19 protein-coding genes are annotated in these 15990 nt (G+C 74.7%); 5 read left to right on the top strand and 14 right to left on the bottom strand.

The features are described from left to right. Nucleotides 1–28 precede the first annotated feature (28 nt). The 3 genes from ACFFKU_RS04855 to sigE are packed head-to-tail and all read right to left on the bottom strand — an operon-like array spanning nt 29 to nt 2579. Complete coding sequence (locus ACFFKU_RS04855) at nt 29–1369, bottom strand: S1C family serine protease (RefSeq protein WP_380136143.1); 1341 nt, start codon at nt 1367–1369, stop codon at nt 29–31. After that, nucleotides 1366–1872 carry an anti-sigma factor family protein gene (locus ACFFKU_RS04850; protein ID WP_380136142.1) on the bottom strand — a complete coding sequence of 169 codons (507 nt, stop codon included), beginning with the start codon at nt 1870–1872 and terminating at the stop codon, nt 1366–1368. The genes ACFFKU_RS04855 and ACFFKU_RS04850 overlap by 4 nt, the downstream gene beginning before the upstream one ends. Beyond that, on the bottom strand, nt 1869–2579 hold the full coding sequence (gene sigE, locus ACFFKU_RS04845) for an RNA polymerase sigma factor SigE (protein WP_380136141.1): 711 nt from the start codon (nt 2577–2579) through the stop codon (nt 1869–1871). Before sigE ends, ACFFKU_RS04850 begins: the two co-directional genes overlap by 4 nt. 137 nt (nt 2580–2716) lie before the next feature. Between sigE and ACFFKU_RS04840 the strand changes: the two genes are divergently transcribed. Then, the gene (locus ACFFKU_RS04840; protein ID WP_380136140.1) at nt 2717–3382 is read left to right on the top strand and encodes an O-methyltransferase; all 666 of its coding nucleotides are present in this window, start codon (nt 2717–2719) and stop codon (nt 3380–3382) included. Here the strand turns inward: ACFFKU_RS04840 and ACFFKU_RS04835 are convergent. The 7 genes from ACFFKU_RS04835 to dapE form a co-directional block, all read right to left on the bottom strand. After that, nucleotides 3372–4955: a leucyl aminopeptidase family protein gene (locus ACFFKU_RS04835; protein ID WP_380136139.1), complete on the bottom strand. Its 1584-nt coding sequence runs from the start codon at nt 4953–4955 to the stop codon at nt 3372–3374. The two genes, ACFFKU_RS04840 and ACFFKU_RS04835, sit on opposite strands and share 11 nt — an antisense overlap. Nucleotides 4956–5023: 68 nt before the next feature. Further along, the gene (locus tag ACFFKU_RS04830) at nt 5024–5191 is read right to left on the bottom strand and encodes a DUF3117 domain-containing protein (RefSeq protein ID WP_380136138.1); all 168 of its coding nucleotides are present in this window, start codon (nt 5189–5191) and stop codon (nt 5024–5026) included. A gap of 170 nt (nt 5192–5361) precedes the next feature. Then, nucleotides 5362–6579, bottom strand: a complete 1218-nt coding sequence (locus ACFFKU_RS04825; RefSeq protein WP_380136137.1) for a putative hexosyltransferase — start codon at nt 6577–6579, stop codon at nt 5362–5364. Next, nucleotides 6576–7055: an SRPBCC family protein gene (locus tag ACFFKU_RS04820; RefSeq protein ID WP_380136136.1), complete on the bottom strand. Its 480-nt coding sequence runs from the start codon at nt 7053–7055 to the stop codon at nt 6576–6578. Before ACFFKU_RS04820 ends, ACFFKU_RS04825 begins: the two co-directional genes overlap by 4 nt. Next, on the bottom strand, nt 7052–7336 hold the full coding sequence (locus ACFFKU_RS04815) for a DivIVA domain-containing protein (protein ID WP_380136135.1): 285 nt from the start codon (nt 7334–7336) through the stop codon (nt 7052–7054). Before ACFFKU_RS04815 ends, ACFFKU_RS04820 begins: the two co-directional genes overlap by 4 nt. Continuing rightward, nucleotides 7333–7962: an LOG family protein gene (locus ACFFKU_RS04810; RefSeq protein ID WP_380136134.1), complete on the bottom strand. Its 630-nt coding sequence runs from the start codon at nt 7960–7962 to the stop codon at nt 7333–7335. The genes ACFFKU_RS04815 and ACFFKU_RS04810 overlap by 4 nt, the downstream gene beginning before the upstream one ends. Next, the gene (dapE, locus tag ACFFKU_RS04805) at nt 7959–9110 is read right to left on the bottom strand and encodes a succinyl-diaminopimelate desuccinylase (RefSeq protein WP_380136133.1); all 1152 of its coding nucleotides are present in this window, start codon (nt 9108–9110) and stop codon (nt 7959–7961) included. The genes ACFFKU_RS04810 and dapE overlap by 4 nt, the downstream gene beginning before the upstream one ends. A gap of 66 nt (nt 9111–9176) precedes the next feature. Between dapE and dapD the strand changes: the two genes are divergently transcribed. Both dapD and ACFFKU_RS04795 read left to right on the top strand, forming a co-directional pair. Further along, nucleotides 9177–10163 (top strand): 2,3,4,5-tetrahydropyridine-2,6-dicarboxylate N-succinyltransferase, encoded by a 987-nt coding sequence (dapD, locus tag ACFFKU_RS04800; RefSeq protein WP_380136132.1) that lies wholly within the window; start codon nt 9177–9179, stop codon nt 10161–10163. A 52-nt stretch (nt 10164–10215) separates the two neighbouring features. Then, on the top strand, nt 10216–11088 hold the full coding sequence (locus ACFFKU_RS04795) for a hypothetical protein (protein WP_380136131.1): 873 nt from the start codon (nt 10216–10218) through the stop codon (nt 11086–11088). Between the two features lie 10 nt (nt 11089–11098). Here the strand turns inward: ACFFKU_RS04795 and ACFFKU_RS04790 are convergent, their stop codons facing one another. The 3 genes from ACFFKU_RS04790 to fdxA form a co-directional block, all read right to left on the bottom strand. Further along, nucleotides 11099–12385, bottom strand: coding sequence for a citrate synthase (locus ACFFKU_RS04790; RefSeq protein ID WP_380136130.1), 1287 nt, complete (start codon nt 12383–12385; stop codon nt 11099–11101). A gap of 77 nt (nt 12386–12462) precedes the next feature. After that, nucleotides 12463–13602 (bottom strand): succinyldiaminopimelate transaminase, encoded by a 1140-nt coding sequence (gene dapC, locus ACFFKU_RS04785; protein WP_380136129.1) that lies wholly within the window; start codon nt 13600–13602, stop codon nt 12463–12465. A gap of 2 nt (nt 13603–13604) precedes the next feature. Beyond that, entirely contained in the window at nt 13605–13931 is a 327-nt protein-coding gene (fdxA, locus tag ACFFKU_RS04780) for a ferredoxin (protein ID WP_380136128.1), read from the bottom strand. A gap of 170 nt (nt 13932–14101) precedes the next feature. Here fdxA and ACFFKU_RS04775 point away from each other — a divergent pair, with 170 nt between their 5' ends. Then, nucleotides 14102–15079, top strand: coding sequence for a GNAT family N-acetyltransferase (locus ACFFKU_RS04775; RefSeq protein ID WP_380136127.1), 978 nt, complete (start codon nt 14102–14104; stop codon nt 15077–15079). 31 nt (nt 15080–15110) lie between these two features. Here ACFFKU_RS04775 and ACFFKU_RS04770 read toward each other — a convergent pair whose 3' ends face one another. Then, nucleotides 15111–15299 (bottom strand): hypothetical protein, encoded by a 189-nt coding sequence (locus ACFFKU_RS04770; protein ID WP_380136126.1) that lies wholly within the window; start codon nt 15297–15299, stop codon nt 15111–15113. A gap of 233 nt (nt 15300–15532) precedes the next feature. On the opposite strand from ACFFKU_RS04770, the gene ACFFKU_RS04765 reads away from it, so the two are divergent. Continuing rightward, on the top strand, nt 15533–15990 hold a 458-nt coding region (locus ACFFKU_RS04765), incomplete at its 3' end, for a hypothetical protein (protein ID WP_380136125.1).

Genomic DNA, 15990 nt, shown 5'->3' with positions numbered 1-15990 from the left:
GAGCCTGGGCGGCGACCCCGCGCCGGGCTCAGCCGTCGGCCGCGAGGGTGACCGGTACCTCGTCGGTGCCGGAGCCGCGACGGACGGTCAGCGTCACGGTGTCGCCGGGCTGGCGGGCCCGGATGTCGACGATGAGCTCGGCGGCCTCGGTGACGGCCCGGCCGTCGATGGCCAGGATGACGTCGCCGGCCCGCAACCCGGCCTCGTCGGCCGGGCCGCCCGGCTGCACCGGCGGGGAGCCGTCGGCGGCCGCGGACTGCAGGATCCGCACGCCCTCGCCGGCGTAGCCCGGGTCGAGGCTCACCCCGATGACGGGGTGCACGGCCCGCCCCGTCCGGATGAGCTGCTCGGCCGTGCGCCGCGCCTGCTCGGAGGGGATGGAGAAGCCCAGGCCGATGCTGCCGCCCGCCTCGAAGGCCCCCGGGAGGGCGGCGATCGCCGAGTTGACCCCGACCACCTCGCCGGAGGTGTTCAGCAGCGGACCGCCGGAGTTGCCCGGGTTGATGGCCGCGTCGGTCTGGATCGCCTGGATGTAGGAGGCCTCGTTGGTGTTGCGCCCGGCCGTCACCGGACGGTTCAGGGCCGAGACGATCCCGGTCGTGACCGTTCCCTGCAGGCCGAGCGGGGCACCGACCGCGACCACCTGATCACCCACGACGAGGGACCCGGAGTCCCCGAACGGCAACGCCGACAGGCCGGAGCGTCCGACGCGGACCACGGCGAGGTCGTAGGAGGCGTCGGCGCCGACCACCTCGGCCGGCAGCTGCACGCCGTCGTCGAACAGGACGGTGATGCCACCCGTCCGCGCCCCGCTGATGACGTGGTTGTTGGTCAGGACGAAGGCCGCGTCGGCCCCGTCGGCCTCCAGGACGAACCCCGAGCCGGTCCCGGCCCCGTCCTCGGTCTCCACCTGGAGGGCGACGACGGAGGGCAGCGCCGCGGCGGCGATCCCGGCGATGCTGCCCGCCGGGCGGTCCACGGTGCCCGCGGACGGTGCGGGCAGCGAGACGCCCGCGTACCCGCCGGAGTTCATCTCCTCGTGGAGGGCGGAGCCGGCGAAGCCGCCGACGATGCCGATGAGCAGGACGGCCGACCCCGCGGCGACCAGCCGCGCGGCCCCGCCGCGGCGTCGGCGGCCGGGCTGCCACGGACCGTCGTCGCTCGATCCGTTCGGATGCGGCGGCGGGTGACCCGACTGCGGCGGCGGGTAGCCGTAGGCGTCCACCGCCGGACGCGGCTCCCCACCGGGACGGCCCCAGGGGTCGTCCGGGGGCGCGGGGGTCCGCTCCCCCTCGGGCGTCCACCAGGGCGAGGCGGGGGCGGGACGGTCGTCGGACCCGTAGGGCTCCGTCGGCCGGTGGTCGGTCACGGCGTCGGACTGGCCGTGGACGCCCCGGCCGGGGACGGACGCAGCTCGGCCACGGGCGGGGCCTGGTGCGGGCCGAGCCAGAGCAGACCCGCCACTCCCACCCCGAGCAGCCCGAACGACCCGGCCAGGGCCAGGGCGAGGGGGCGGCGGCCGTGACGGCCGCGCCGACGAGCCGGCCGGGAGGCCGGCGGTCGCGTCGCGGCCAGCGGACCCCGCGGCGGCGCCGTCCCGACGGCGGGGCGGGCCGGGCGGGCCATGGGCCGGTCGCGCGGCGGCAGCGGACCCACGGGCCCACCGATGTCGAGCAGCCGGACCAGGAGGTCCGGGGAGACCTCGGGGCCGCGCAGCGCGCGCACCTGGTCGACGACCTGCCGCTCCGCGGCGACGTCGTCGGCGCACGGACGACACTCGGACAGGTGCGCGTCGACCCGGGCGGCCGCGTCGGTGCTCAGCCGCCCGTCGATGAACGGGGTCACCCGCGACCCCAGGTGCGGACCCCTCATGCCCGACCACCCGGCACGATCCGGGAGCGCAGGCCGGTGCTGCGCGTGGCCTCCGACCCGGGCGGCGCCTGCGGCGGTCGGGGGGCGCGGTGGGCCAGGGCGGTGCGCAGCTGGGCTCGCCCGCGGTGGATGCGCGAACGCACGGTGCCGAGCTTCACCCCGAGCGTCGCCGCGATCTCCTCGTAGGACAGACCCTCGATGTCGCACAGGACCACGACGGCCCGGAAGTCCGGGGCCAGCGCGTCGAGCGCGGACTGCACGTCGTCGTCGAGGTTGCGGTGCTCGAAGGCCCGCTCCGGGCCGACGTCGGTGCTCGGCAGACGGTCGTTGGCGTCGTCGCCGAGGGCGTCGAACCGGATCCGCTGCTTGCGGCGCACCTGGTCGAGGAAGAGGTTCGTGGTGATCCGGTGCAACCAGCCCTCGAACGTGCCCGGCTGGTAGCTGGACAGCGAACGGAAGACCCGGACGAAGACCTCCTGGGTGAGGTCCTCCGCGTCGTGCCGGTTCCCGGTCAGCCGGTAGGCCAGGCGGTAGACGCGTGCGCTGTGCTCGCGGACGACCTCGTCCCACGTCGGAGGCACCCAGGTCGAGGCGACGACGGGGCTCGTGGGGGTCTGCTCACCGGCGGTGCCGGCGTCCTGCTGCACGGGGTTCCTCCTGGGACGGGTGGGGAAGGGGGCCGCGAACGGCACCGCCACTGCGCCCATCGTCTCGCACGTCCTCTCGCTCGGCACGCCGCACCCGGCCCTGATGGCCGGGAGGGCTACGCACGTCCCAACGGGAGGGGGGCGGACGGGGTTCCCGCCTCCCCCGATCGGCGGGGTCGCCCGACTAGATTCCTGGCATGCCTCCCTCGTCCACGCCGTCCTCGTCCCCCTCCGGGTCCCTCGGCTCGGCCGCCCACCTCTACGCCGAGCACTTCGTGGCCGAGGACGACGTCCTGCGCGAGGCGCGGGCCCGCGCCGAGGAGCTGGGGGTCGCCGCGGTCTCCGAGGGCGTCGGCGCGACCCTCGCCGTGCTGGCGGCCGCCGTGCGGGCCCGCACGATCGTCGAGGTGGGCACGGGCGCCGGGGTCTCCACGCTGTGCCTGCTGCGCGGGTCCGCCCCCGACGGTGTGGTCACCACCATCGACGTCGACGGCGAGGTGCAGCGCGCGGCCCGCGAGGCCGTGGCCGACGACGGCCAGCGCAGCAACCGGGCCCGGATGATCGGCGGACGCGCGCTGGAGGTCCTGCCCCGGCTCACCGACGGTGCCTACGACCTGGTCTTCCTCGACGGCGACGAGCGCGAGCACCCGGCCTGCGTCGAGCAGGCGCTGCGGTTGCTGCGCCCGGGCGGCCTGCTCGTGCTCGACCACGCCCTGTGGCGGGGCAAGGTCGCCGACCCGGCCGCGCGCGACGCCTCGACGGTCGCGGTGCGCGACCTGGGCCGGACCATCGCCGAGGACGAACGCTGGCTGCCGGCCCTGCTGCCCGGTGGCGACGGGCTGCTGCTGGCCGTCAAGCGCTGAGGCCCTCCAGCCAGCTCAGCAGCACGCGGGCGCCGAAACCGGTCGCCCCGCGGTTCACCTCGTGCTCGGCCACGTCGGAACGGCCCGTCCCGGCGATGTCCAGGTGCGCCCACCGACGCCCGCCGACGAAGGGCTGCAGGAACAGCGCGGCCAGGACGGTCCCCGCCCCGGCGCCCGGGGTGCGCGCGACCTGCGTCGCGTCGGCCAGCTCGGAGTCGAGCAGCTCGGCGTACTCCGCGACCAGGGGCAGCGGCCAGAGCCGTTCCCCCGAGGCCTCCCCCGCCGCGCGCAGGCCCTCGCCCAGGGCCTCGTCGGTCGCGAACAGCGCCGCGTGGCGCTTGCCCAGGGCGACCCCGACCGCACCGGTGAGGGTGGCCACGTCGACGAGCACGTCGGGCTGCAGCGTCGCGTCGGCGAAGGCCAGCGCGTCACCCAGGACGAGGCGGCCCTCGGCGTCGGTGTTGTTGATCTCGGTGGTGCGCCCGCCGTGGTGCCGGACGACGTCACCGGGACGGTAGGAGGCCCCGCCGAAGGCGTTCTCGGCGAGCGCCAGCAGCGCCGTGACCCGCACCGGCAGCCGGGACCGGGCCGCGGCCAGCACGACCGCGAGCACCACGGCGGCCCCGGTCATGTCGGTCTTCATGCCGACCATCGACTCGCGCGGTTTGAGGGCCAGGCCACCGGTGTCGTAGGTGATGCCCTTGCCGACCAGCACGACGTGGGGGACGGTCGCGGCCGGGTCCTGGGCGGGCGGGGTCCAGCCGACCTGGACCAGGGCGGGCGGCGAGGGCGAACCCCCGCCGACGGCCAGCAGCCCGCCGAAACCCTCGGCGCGCAGGTCGGCCTCGCCGCGCACGACGACGTCGAGACCCGCGGCGGCGGCGAGCTCCCGGGCCTGCCCGACCATCCAGGCCGGGTCCTTGAGGTTGGCGGGGGTGGCGGCCAGGTCGCGGGCCAGCACCGTGGCGCCGGCCCGCGTCAGGGCCCGCTCCACGGCGTCCGCGTCGACCTCCCCGAGCAGGTGCAACCGACGCCGCGCCGGCTCGTCGGCCGCGCGCGCCCCGCTGACCGGGGGCTGGTAGCCGGCCAGGACGTAGCCCTCCACGAACGCGGTGACCCCGGTGGCCCCGACGCCGTCGAGAGCCGGGGTCGCCGCGTCGGCGTCCCCCACCGCGCGGGCGAGCGCCGCCCCGGCGCGACGCAGGTCCGTGGGCCCCGAGTCACCGAGTCCCAGGGCCAGCAGGCGGCGCGGGGCCCCGTCCGGTGCGGGCACCGGGACGCGGCTGCTGCCGGGACGGCCGCCGAGCTTCTCGGCCACGGCCACCGCGGCCAGGTCGATCCCGTAGCGCTCGGCCACCGCGCGCGAGGCCGGCGGCACCTGGACGCCGGGACTCCCCGCCGAGGTCGCGGGGCCGGTCGCGGGGGTCAGCGCCACCGCGAGCACCTCGGCGGTGCCCGACCCCACCGTCGTCGGGTCGCCCGCGGCCCCGCGGAGCACGAGCACCTCGGGCGGGGTCCAGCGGCGCAGCTGCGGTGCGGCCGAGCGGGTCGGGACGGTCGGGTGCGGGCTCACAGGACTCCTTCGGGGTGGGAACGGGGACGGGGCGGACCCCCGAAGGGATCCGCCCCGTGGGACCGGGCTCAGCCGACGACCGAGCCGATCTCCTCTCCCAGCGCCTTGGCCTCGTCCGGGGTCATCTCGACGACGAGGCGACCACCACCTTCCAGCGGCATGCGCAGGACGATGCCGCGCCCTTCCTTGGTGACCTCCAGCGGACCGTCCCCGGTCCTCGGCTTCATGGCCGCCATCGGCGTGCGTCCTCTCTCGTCGTCTTCTGCGCCGGCAGTACCGCGCGGGTACTCGGCGCGTGCCGCGGCCGGCTGCTGCGGCAGGCGTTCTGCTCCCATTGTCCCCTACCGCGGGCGCCGCCGAGGACACGGGCACGCCAGTCATCTCGGTCGGTCGGTCGGGCGGTCGGTCACGGCGGCCAGTCCGCGGGCGGGGAGAACCGCCAGAGCCAGGCGGTCCAGACGATCTGCAGGAGCAGGCAGGCGACGACCGTCGCCCGCAGCGCTCCCCTCCGTCGGGGGTGCAGTGCGACCAGGCCGCCGAGCGGGAAGAGCAGCATCAGGTAGCGGAAGAGGCTCGTGAAGGGGTCGAGGACCGCGAGCAGGTAGCCGGAGTAGGCCAGGCACCAGACCCGCAGCTCCAAACCGAGCACGGCGGTGCGGGCCGAGAGCAGGAAGAACGCGGCGAGCCCCAGCAGCAGCAGGAGCAGCACGGGCCCGACGAGGTCACCCAGGAGGTACTGCGACACCGACACCCAGGGCACGAACGGGACGACCTCCCCGCTGCTGCGCCAGGCGCCCATCGTGGCCGTGTAGGCGTCGCGGCGCCCCGTCAGCCACCAGGTGATCCCCGGCCAGAGCAGCCCCGCGGTCCCCGAGGCGGCGAGCAGCACCGCGGCCCGGACGGCGACCCCGGTCGGGGGCCGGCGTGCACCGCCGCGGTGGGCGCGCAGCGCCCGCAGCCCGAGGTGCACGACGACGACCGCGGTCAGCGGGAGCGCCACGGGGCGGGTGAGCCCCAGCACCAGGGCCAGGACCGCGGCCGGGAGGTAGGCGCGCCGCAGCAGGAGCAGCAGGAACCCCGCCAGCAGCAGCATCGCGGGGCCCTCGGTGTAGGCCACCTGCAGCACGGGCGAGACCGGGGAGACGCAGAAGAGCACCGCCGCGCTCCACGCCGCCCGCCGCGCGGTGGCCGGGCGGCCCCCGGCCCGCAGCACCGCCTCGTGCAGCACGCGGTGGACGAGCACCGCGGCCCCCGCCCCCGTCACGAGGGCGACGACCGATCCGCTGACCGCGAAGTCGAGCCCGGTCACCGCGGAGAGGGCCCGGGCCAGCAGCGGGAAGACCGGGTAGAAGGCGAGCGCCGACTGCTGCGGACGCCCGTCGGCACCGAGCGGCACCGAGGAGGGGTAGCCGTCCTCGGCGATCTCCCGGTACCAGACCGCGTCCCAGATGCCGAGCATCCCGGTGTAGCCGGGGTCGGCCGACGTCCAGACCGACTCCGCCTGGAAGCGGGCGACCTCGGCGATCACCACCGCCGAGAAGACCCGGGCCGCGGCGTAGACGAGGAGCACCTGGACGATGACGGGGGCCCGCAGCCAGGCCAGCACGAGCCGTCGACGGGTCACCGGCGCACCGCACCCCGTTCGAGGTCGCGACGGGCGCGCAGCAGCACCCCACCGAACGCGACCCGGCCGAGCAGGCCGGGCAGCGGTCCGCCGAGCCGGGCGGCCCGAGCGAGGGGCGCGGGGCGGACGAGCAGGTCCTCGGTCCAGACGACCCGGCTGCCCCCGCCCTCGGCGGCGACCTCGATCGTGGCCGTCCCGCCGAGCACGGTCCCGGTCTTGGCCAGGTCGACCCGGCCGGGGCGGCCGTCGAGCGGCGGGTCGAGGCGGGTGACGCGCATGGGGTCGCGCAGCGCGAACGGACCGAGCGCGCTGACGGTGGAGAACTCCTCCCCGACCGCCCCCCGGGGGCCGGGGCGCCGACGGATGCGGGTGAACGGGATCCACCGGGCCTGGGCCGGCCAGTCGGTAAGGGCGGCGAACACGGCCTCCGGGCTCGCGGCCATCCGCACGGCGACCCGGAAGCGGACCCGGCTCACAGGTCGTCCCCCGCCCGCCAGGCGGCGAGCTCCTCGTCGCGTTCGCGCAGTTCCTCGCGCAGCCGGTCCAGCACCGCGTCGACCTCGTCGGTGCGGTAGCCCCGCAGCCCGAGGCTGAACCGGACCGCATCGACGTCGGCGGGCACGACGGCGTCCGGGGGCAGCCCGACGAAGGGGCGTCCCGACGCGGCGGGGGCCATCCCGCCGCCGATGCGACCGGCGGCGACCGCCACGACCAACCCGATCGTGGTCAGCAGGCAGAGCAGCAGGAAGAGGGTCACGGCCCCGGCTCCGAACCCGGCCCGTCCGTGGGGAAGGCGGCGAAGGAACCGACGATCTCCGAGCTCGGCAGGGTCACCCGGTCCCGCGGGGCGGACTCGAGGTGGTCCAGGGCGGCCACCGGGTCGTCGGTCCAGAGGACGCAGTCGAACACCATGGGCCGGGCGAACCCGTTCGCCACCAACGACTCCAGCCACGACTTGAGACCGGCGTAGTGCCCGCCGGAGTCCAGCACGGCCAACGGCTTGGTGTGCAGCCCGATCGTGCGGGCCACCCAGATCTCGAAGAGTTCCTCCAGCGTGCCGAGGCCGCCGGGCAGGACCACGAAGGCGTCGGCCCGTTCGTCCATCTCGGCCTTGCGGGTCCGCATGTCCGGGGTCACGACGAGCTCGCCGATCTCGGCCGGCGGCAGTTCCAGGTCCATGAGGGCCTGCGGGATGACGCCCGTCGTGCGGGCGCCCGCGGCCCGGGCGGCGGACTCGGCCGCGCCCATCACCGACGTTCCGCCGCCGCCGTAGACCAGGTCGTGGCCGCGTTCGCCGATCAACCGGCCGACCTGGGCGGCCAGCTCCACGTGCACGGGGTCGATCCCCCCGCTCGCCGAGCCGTACAGGCAGATGGTGCTCATCGGTCCCCCCCTCGCGCCGGCCCGTCGGCCAGCAACCATTCGCTCAGCACGGCCAGGCACCGGTGCAGCTCCTCGACCCGGCACCGCTCGTCGTCGGCGTGCGCGGTGGCGTTGTCCCCCGGGCCGTAGTTCACCGCGGGGACGCCGAGCTCGGAGAACCGGGCCACGTCGGTCCAGCCGTACTTGGGCAACGGCTCCGTCCCGGTCCGGGCCACGAAGTCGGCGGCCGCGGGACGGTCCAGCCCGGGCAGCGCCCCGGCGGCGGCGTCGGTCAGGTGGACCTCGAGACCGGCGAACACCTCGCGGACGTAGGCCTCGGCGGCCGCGACGTCGGCGGAGGGCGCGAACCGGTAGTTGACCGTCACCACGCAGCGGTCGGGGATGACGTTGCCCGCGATCCCGCCCTCGACCTTCACCGCGTTCAAGCCCTCACGGAAGACGAGGCCCTCGACCTCGACCTCGCGCGGGACGTGGTCGCGCAACCGGTCCAGCACCTCGGCGGCGTCGTGGATCGCGTTGTGCCCCCGCCAGGCGCGGGCCGAGTGCGCGGCCCTGCCGGAGGTGACGACCTCGACCCGCAGGGTTCCGTTGCAGCCGCCCTCGACCACGGCCGAGGACGGTTCCAGCAGGATCGCGAAGTCCCCGCGGAGCAGGTCGGGGTGGTTGCGGGCGAGCCGGCCGAGCCCGTTGCGCGCGGCCTCGACCTCCTCGTTGTCGTAGAACACGAACGTGACGTCGCGCGAGGGGCCCCGCCCCGCCGCCACCGCCTGTCCGAGCTCGCGGGCCAGGACGAGCTGGACCGCGACGCCGCCCTTCATGTCGCAGGTGCCGCGCCCGACGAGCACGTCGCCGTCCTGCGGGTGCTCCTCGCGACGGACCGGCAGGTTCGGCGGGTCGGCCAGCGGCACGGTGTCGAGGTGCCCGGCCAGGACGACCCGCTCGGGGCGGTCCAGCACGGTGCGGGCCACCACGGCGTCCCCGTCGCGCATGACGTCCAGGCCCCAGGAACGGACCGCGGCCTCGATCGCGTCGGCGAGGGCCGCCTCGTCGCCGGAGACCGATTCCAGGTCGCACACCCGGCGCGTCAGCTCGACCACGTCGAGGTCGGCCTCGGCCAACGGACCGGCGGAGAGGGCTGCGGCTGTCACCCGACTCACCCTAGGGGTTGGCCTGATCCGGGGTCGGGGAACGGCCCGCCGGTAGGGTCGGGCAGCGTGAGCACGCATCCCGAGCAGAGCAGTCCCGCCGCGACCGAGTCGCGCAAGGCCTGGGGTCACGGCCTGGCCACCGTCACCGACGACGGCACCGTCCTGGACGTCTGGTACCCCTTCCCGGCCCTCGGTCCGAACCCCGGCACCGGTTCCTACGGGATCCCCGCGGAACTCATGTCGCTGGAGGACGCCGATCCCCACCGCCGGGTCAAGCAGCGGGTCGTCACCACCGAGGTCGACCTCGACGCGGCCCCGGTCGACACCGCCGACGCCTACCTGCGCCTGCACCTGCTCTCCCACCGCCTGGTCCGCCCGCGCGAACTCGTCATGGACGGGGTCTTCGGCGTGCTCGCCAACGTGGTCTGGACCAACCACGGACCCTGCGCGGTCACCGACTTCGAGCGCGTGCGCCTCGCCCTGCGGGCCAACGTGGGGCCGGTCACCGTCTACGGGATCGACAAGTTCCCGCGGATGACCGACTACGTGACGCCCTCGGGCGTGCGCATCGCCGACGCCGACCGGGTGCGCCTCGGCGCGCACCTGGCCCCGGGCACGACGGTCATGCACGAGGGTTTCGTGAACTTCAACGCCGGCACCCTCGGCAACTCGATGGTCGAGGGCCGCATCTCGGCCGGGGTCGTCGTCGGCGAGGGGTCCGACGTCGGCGGCGGCGCCTCGATCATGGGGACGCTCTCCGGCGGCGGCAAGGAGGTCATCTCCATCGGGGAACGCACCCTGCTGGGCGCGAACTCCGGGACCGGCATCGCGCTGGGCGACGACTGCATCGTCGAGGCCGGCACCTACGTCACGGCCGGCACCAAGGTCACCGTCCTGGACGAGGCCGGGCAGCCCGTCCGGACCACGTCGGCGCGCACCCTGTCCGGCGCCTCGGGGCTGCTGTTCCGCCGCAACTCCGTCAGCGGTGCCGTCGAGGCGTTGCCGCGCAAGGGCGTCGCGGTCGAGCTGAACGCCGCCCTGCACGCCAACTGAGCGGGCGGGCCCTCCCCTGAACCCCCGACGCCCGAGCGCCGCGGCCCGGCGGGTGCAGCGCACCCGCCGGATCGTCGCGGTCGGCGCGCTGGCCCTGGTCGGCGCCGGCCTGCTCACCTGGCTGACCCGCGACGAACCCGGCCCGCTGACCCGGGAACGCTGCTCGGCGACGGTCGAGGGCGAGTCGACCTCGATGTCGCCGGAGCAGGCCCGCAACGCCGCGACCATCGTCGGGTTGTCGGTCCGGCGCGGCCTGCCCGCGCGCGCCGCCACCATCGCGATCGCGACCGCCGTGCAGGAGTCCGACCTGCGCAACCTCGACTACGGCGACCGCGACTCCCTGGGCCTGTTCCAGCAGCGCCCGTCGCAGGGCTGGGGCAGCGAGGCCCAGGTGCAGGACCCGGTGTACGCGACGACGAAGTTCTACGACGGCCTGGAGAAGGTGCCCGGCTACCGCGACCTGGAGGTCACCGACGCCGCGCAGCGGGTGCAGCGCAGCGGGTTCCCCCTCGCCTACGGTGACCACGAGGCCGAGGGACGCCTCGTCGCCTCGACGCTCACCGGGTACACCGCGGCCGGGTTCACCTGCCGGTTGCACCCCGCCGAGGACGGGGGCAGCGGCGACGACGAGACCCTGGCGCCGCGGGCGGCGGCCCTGGCCGAGGCCGCGCAGGTCGAGGTGACGACCGCCGGACCCCGCGTCGTCCCGGGCGTCGACGGCCGCGGCGTCGAGTTCCGCCCCGGCGGCGAGGAAGCACCCCGGCTGGCCTGGGCGCTGGCCGGCTGGTCGGTGGCGTCGGCGAAGACCTTCGACGTGGTCGAGGTCGACGTCGAAGGCAACCGCTGGACGCGGGCGAGCGGCGAGTGGCGCCCCACCGCGACCGGCGTCCCCGCCGGCGCGGTGCAGATTCGCACCGCGGGCTAGGACTCCCGGCTCAGCGCTGGTCGAGGGCCAGGTAGTCGCGCTCGGGCGAGCCGACGTACACCTGGCGGGGGCGGCCGATCTTGGTGGCCGGGTCGGCGATCATCTCGCGCCACTGCGCGATCCAGCCGGGCAGGCGGCCGAGGGCGAACAGGACCGTGAACATCTTGGTCGGGAAGCCCATGGCCTTGTAGATGATGCCGGTGTAGAAGTCGACGTTCGGGTACAGCTTGCGCTCGATGAAGTAGTCGTCGTTGAGCGCGATCTCCTCCAGGCGCATCGCGATGTCGAGCATCTCGTCGCGCTTGCCCAGCTTCTCGAGGATCTGGTCGGCGGTCTTCTTCACCAGGGCCGCGCGCGGGTCGTAGTTCTTGTACACCCGGTGGCCGAAGCCCATCAGGCGCACGCCCTTCTCCTTGTTCTTGACCTTGGTCATGAACGTGTCGACGTCGTCGTCGGAGGTGCGGATGCCTTCGAGCATGTCCAGCACCGCGGAGTTCGCGCCGCCGTGCAGCGGGCCCGAGAGCGCGTGGATGCCAGCCGAGACGGAGGCGAACAGGTTGGCCTGCCCGGAGCCGACGAGGCGGACCGTGGAGGTCGAACAGTTCTGCTCGTGGTCGGCGTGCAGGATGAAGAGCAGGTCCAGCGCCTTGGCCGTGGCCGGGTCGACCTCGTAGTCCTCGGCCGGGTTGCCGAACGACATCCGCAGGAAGTTCTCGACGAGGCCGAGTCGGTTGTCCGGGTAGAGCAGCGGCTGGCCGAGGCTCTTGCGGTGCGCGTAGGCCGCGATCGTCGGCAGCTTGGCCAGCAGCCGGAAGGTGGAGAGCTCGACCTGCTCGTCGTCGAAGGGGTTGAGGCTGTCCTGGTAGAAGGTGCTCAGCGCGCTGACGGCGCTGGACAGGACGGGCATCGGGTGCGCGTCGCGGGGGAACCCGTCGAAGAAGCGCTTGAGGTCCTCGTGCAGCAGCGTGTGGCGCTGGATCCGGCCGCTGAACGCCTCGAGCTGGGTGGCGGTGGGCAGCTCGCCGTAGATGAGCAGGTAGGCGACCTCGATGAAGGTCGACTTCTCGGCCAGCTGCTCGATCGGGTAGCCGCGGTAGCGCAGGATCCCCTGGTCGCCGTCGATGTAGGTGACCGACGACGTGCACGACGCGGTGTTGGTGAATCCGGAGTCCAGCGTGACCAGCCCGGTCTCCTTGAGCAGGCTGCCGATGCCGAAGCCGCTGCCGCCGTCGGTGGCCGGCGTCACCGGCAGGTCGAGGTCGCCGCCGGCGTGCTTGAGGGTCACGGAATCCACCATGCGGCGACCGTACCGGGCGCGACCCCGCCAGCCCAACGCAGCCTCCCGGAGTGACCATCGTCACTCCGAGCGGCCGCTCAGGCGAGGCGTCCGGCGACCTGCGCGATGCGTTCGTCGGTGGCGGTGAGGGCCACCCGGACGTGCTGCGCCGCACCGGGTCCGTAGAAGTCACCGGGCGCCACGAGGATGCCGCGGGCCGCGAGGTCGGCGACGGTCTCGCGACCCGGCTCGTCGCGGGTGGACCACAGGTAGAGGCCCGCGACGGATTCGTCGACCCGGAACCCGGCCCCGGTCAGCGCGGTCAGCAGGACCTCGCGCCGGGCCCGGTAGCGCTCACGCTGGACCGCGACGTGCTCGTCGTCGGACACGGCCGCGCGCAGGGCCACCTGCACCGGCCAGGGGACGATCATCCCGGCGTGCTTGCGCAGGTCCAGCAGGGCCCGGACGAGCGCCGGGTCCCCCGCCACGAACGCGGCGCGGTAGCCGGCCAGGTTGGACTGCTTGGACGTGGAGTAGACGGCCAGCAGCCCGTCCACCGCTCCCCCGCTGACGCGCGGGTCGAGGACGGAGGGGACGAGCCCGCCGCGGGTCGTGTCCAGCTCCGGGGTCCAGCCGAGCTCGGCGTAGCACTCGTCGGAGGCGACGACCACGTCGTGGGCGCGGGCCCAGTCGACGAGCTCGCGCAGGGCATCGACCCCGAGCACCGCTCCCGTGGGGTTGCCGGGACTGTTGAGCCAGAGCAGCCCGAGGCGACCGCCGTCGCGCGCGGCCTGCGCCGCGGCGGTCTCCAGCTCCTCCACCGTGCCGGCCTTGACCGGACGGGCACCGGCCAGCCGGGCCCCGACGTCGTAGGTCGGGTAGGCGACGTGCGGGTGGGCGACGACGTCACCGGCCCCCAGGCCGAGCAGGAGCGGCAGCCAGGCCACGAGTTCCTTGGAGCCGATGGTCGGCAGCACCCCGTCGGGGTCGAGGCCGGGCACGCCGCGGCGCCGGGCGAACCAGCCCGCGACCGCCTCCCGCAGCCCGGGGGTCCCGTACGTCTGCGGGTAGCCGGGGGCGTCGGCCGCCGAACGCAGGGCCTCGGTCACGACGTCCGGGGTCGGGTCGACGGGGGTGCCGACCGAGAGGTCGACGATGCCGCCGGGGTGGGCGGCGGCCCGCGCCTTGGCCGGGGCCAGGGAGTCCCAGGGGAAGTCCGGCAGCGCGGGCCGCGCCACCCTCAGTGGTCCTGGCTCTGCGGCGGCAGCGCGGAGACGACCGGGTGGTCGGCGTCGATCTCACCGAGCTTGGCGGCGCCGCCCGGGGAGCCGATGGTGTCGAAGAACGCCACGTTGGCCTCGGTGAACGCCGACCACTCCTCGGGGACGTCGTCCTCGTAGTAGATGGCCTCGACGGGGCAGACCGGCTCGCACGCCCCGCAGTCGACGCACTCGTCGGGGTGGATGTAGAGCGATCGCTTGCCCTCGTAGATGCAGTCGACGGGACATTCCTCGATGCACGCCTTGTCCTTGAGGTCGACGCAAGGCTGGGCGATGACGTAGGTCACGAGAGTGTCCTCCTCCTCCGGACGCCGGCGGCTCCGGGCGGTGGGTCGGTTCGGCGCTGCGGGAGCGCCGCGAACTGCGGGGTGAGCATCGGGCGTCCCTAGTATCGCCGACGGCGGCGCTCCGGCGCGCGCCCGCCCCGTCCCCCGAGCCGTCGAGGAAGGTGTCCTCCGTGCGTCACGTCGTCCGCTGGCAGGACCTGGTCGTCGGAGCCCGCGTCGTGGTGCGTCACCGGCATCCCGACGGCTCCGCCGGCGACGCCCTCGGCGAGCTGGTCGCCGACGACGGCGAGACGCTGACCGTCGAGACACGGCGCGGACCCGTGGTGGTCGCCCGCTCCGCCGTGCTGGCGGCCAAGGGCGTCCCTCCCGCCCCGGCCCGCCGCGCCGCCCCGCACCGGGCGCTGGACGCGGAGCAGCTGCAACGGGTCACCCACGAGCACTGGCGCAGCCGCGAGCAGGTGCCGCTGGGCGACTGGCTGCTGCGCGCCCACGACGGGTTCTCGTCCCGGGCCAACTCGGCGCTGGCCGTGGGCGACCCGGGACGTCCCCTGGCCGAGGCGGTCGCCGCGGTCGAGGCGTTCTACGCCCAGCGCGGTCTACCACCCCTGATGAGCGTCCCGGGCGCCGTCGACGAGCCCACCGCCCTGACCGAGCACCTCGCCGGGGCGGGCTGGACCCCGCGCGCCGAGACCCTCGTGATGACCGCGGCCCGCCTCGACGTCGAACCCCTTGCGAGCCCGCCACCGGGGTTCGTGGTCGAGCGCGAGCCCCGCCCGTCGGCCGACTGGTTGTCGCTCTACCGCGGCGGCGTCCCCGAGGTCGGGGTGGAGGTGCTGTGCTCCGCGGCCGACCAGGTCTTCGTCAGCGTCCGCGAAACCGCATCCCCCGACGTGGTGGCCGTGGGTCGCGGTTCCCTCTCCCCCGGCTGGCTCGGCCTCAGCGCGGTCGAGGTCTGCGATTCGTACCGTCGACGGGGGCTCGCCACGCTCGTGCTCGCTGAACTGCTCCGGTGGGGAGCCACCCGATCCGCGACCTCGGTGTTCTTGCAGGTCACGACCGAGAACACCGGCGCCCGGGCCATGTGGAGCCGGGCCGGCTTCGAGGAGCACTCCCGCTACCACTACCGGGCGGCGCCCACCGACGACTGACGGGAGCAACGGACGGACCAGACGGACCGGGTCAGGGCAGGAACTCCTCGATCTCCTGACGCAACCGGAACTCCCGTGACGCGTCTTCGTCCATCCACCGAACTCGCCACTCCTCCCCGCAGAACACGAAGACACCGGCAGAGAGGTGGTCCAGGGTGTCGGCCAGATCCCTCCCGTCGCTCAGGAAATCGCTGACCAACTCGTCGGCCTCGAACCACATGCCGGAGAGTCCATGGCGGGGCGCGTCCCACCGGCGAGCCACGCCCCCCGCTCACGAAGGGCTTCGATCCGTTCGTCGCGTGGGGGTCGTTGGTCCAGGGGCGGCTTCCATGGCACCACCCCAGTGTGCCGGACGGCGAAGAGTGGCGTCGGCGTCATGTAAAACGTTGTGGCACAACGGATACAGCGCCGCACCGCCTTGCCTGGGGCCACTCGTTCGGATAAGATTCGAACATGGTTGCGGGGGTTGGCGAACAGGTCTCGACGTCGTCGCGCGACGCCGTGTCGACCCTGCTGATCTCCTCCGAACGCGTCCGTGCCGCCGGTCACGCCCTGGCGATCGACGCCGTGATCGCCCTGCTCGACTGGGTCCGCCGCGAGCACCCCGACGTGACCCGCGCCCGCGACCTCGGCTGCACCCGCGACGGGAAGGAACTCACCCCCGAACTCCTCGACCACCTGGTTGCCGAGGTGGCGGCGATGATCCTGGCCGAGGCGCGGCACCTCTCCCACCTGCAGGCGATCAGTCAGGTCGGTGATGCCCTCGACGCCGTGGCCGATCCGGTGCTGCAGGACGCGTACCGGGCCGGGGCCATCACGTCCACCCACCGCGCGGTCATCCGCCACGCCCACGACCGTCTCGCCGCTCGCGAGGCCACCCTCGTCCCGGTCGAGGGTTCGGAGGGTCTGCG

This window comes from Kineococcus gynurae, assembly GCF_042433995.1.
In the GTDB taxonomy this organism is placed as follows: Bacteria; Actinomycetota; Actinomycetes; order Actinomycetales; family Kineococcaceae; genus Kineococcus; species Kineococcus gynurae.
The sequence above is the reverse complement of the archived record's forward strand: the minus strand, read 5'-3'. Positions and strand labels throughout refer to the sequence as shown.

Excerpts from the sequence above, each read along its gene's own strand:
- sigE (WP_380136141.1), bottom strand. The coding sequence starts at position 2,579 with ATGGGCGCAGTGGCGGTGCCGTTCGCGGCCCCCTTCCCCACCCGTCCC.
- ACFFKU_RS04790 (WP_380136130.1), bottom strand. The coding sequence starts at position 12,385 with ATGGTGGATTCCGTGACCCTCAAGCACGCCGGCGGCGACCTCGACCTG.
- ACFFKU_RS04830 (WP_380136138.1), bottom strand. The coding sequence starts at position 5,191 with ATGGCGGCCATGAAGCCGAGGACCGGGGACGGTCCGCTGGAGGTCACC.
- ACFFKU_RS04770 (WP_380136126.1), bottom strand. The coding sequence starts at position 15,299 with ATGTGGTTCGAGGCCGACGAGTTGGTCAGCGATTTCCTGAGCGACGGG.
- ACFFKU_RS04840 (WP_380136140.1), top strand. The coding sequence starts at position 2,717 with ATGCCTCCCTCGTCCACGCCGTCCTCGTCCCCCTCCGGGTCCCTCGGC.
- ACFFKU_RS04850 (WP_380136142.1), bottom strand. The coding sequence starts at position 1,872 with ATGAGGGGTCCGCACCTGGGGTCGCGGGTGACCCCGTTCATCGACGGG.
- ACFFKU_RS04810 (WP_380136134.1), bottom strand. The coding sequence starts at position 7,962 with ATGAGCACCATCTGCCTGTACGGCTCGGCGAGCGGGGGGATCGACCCC.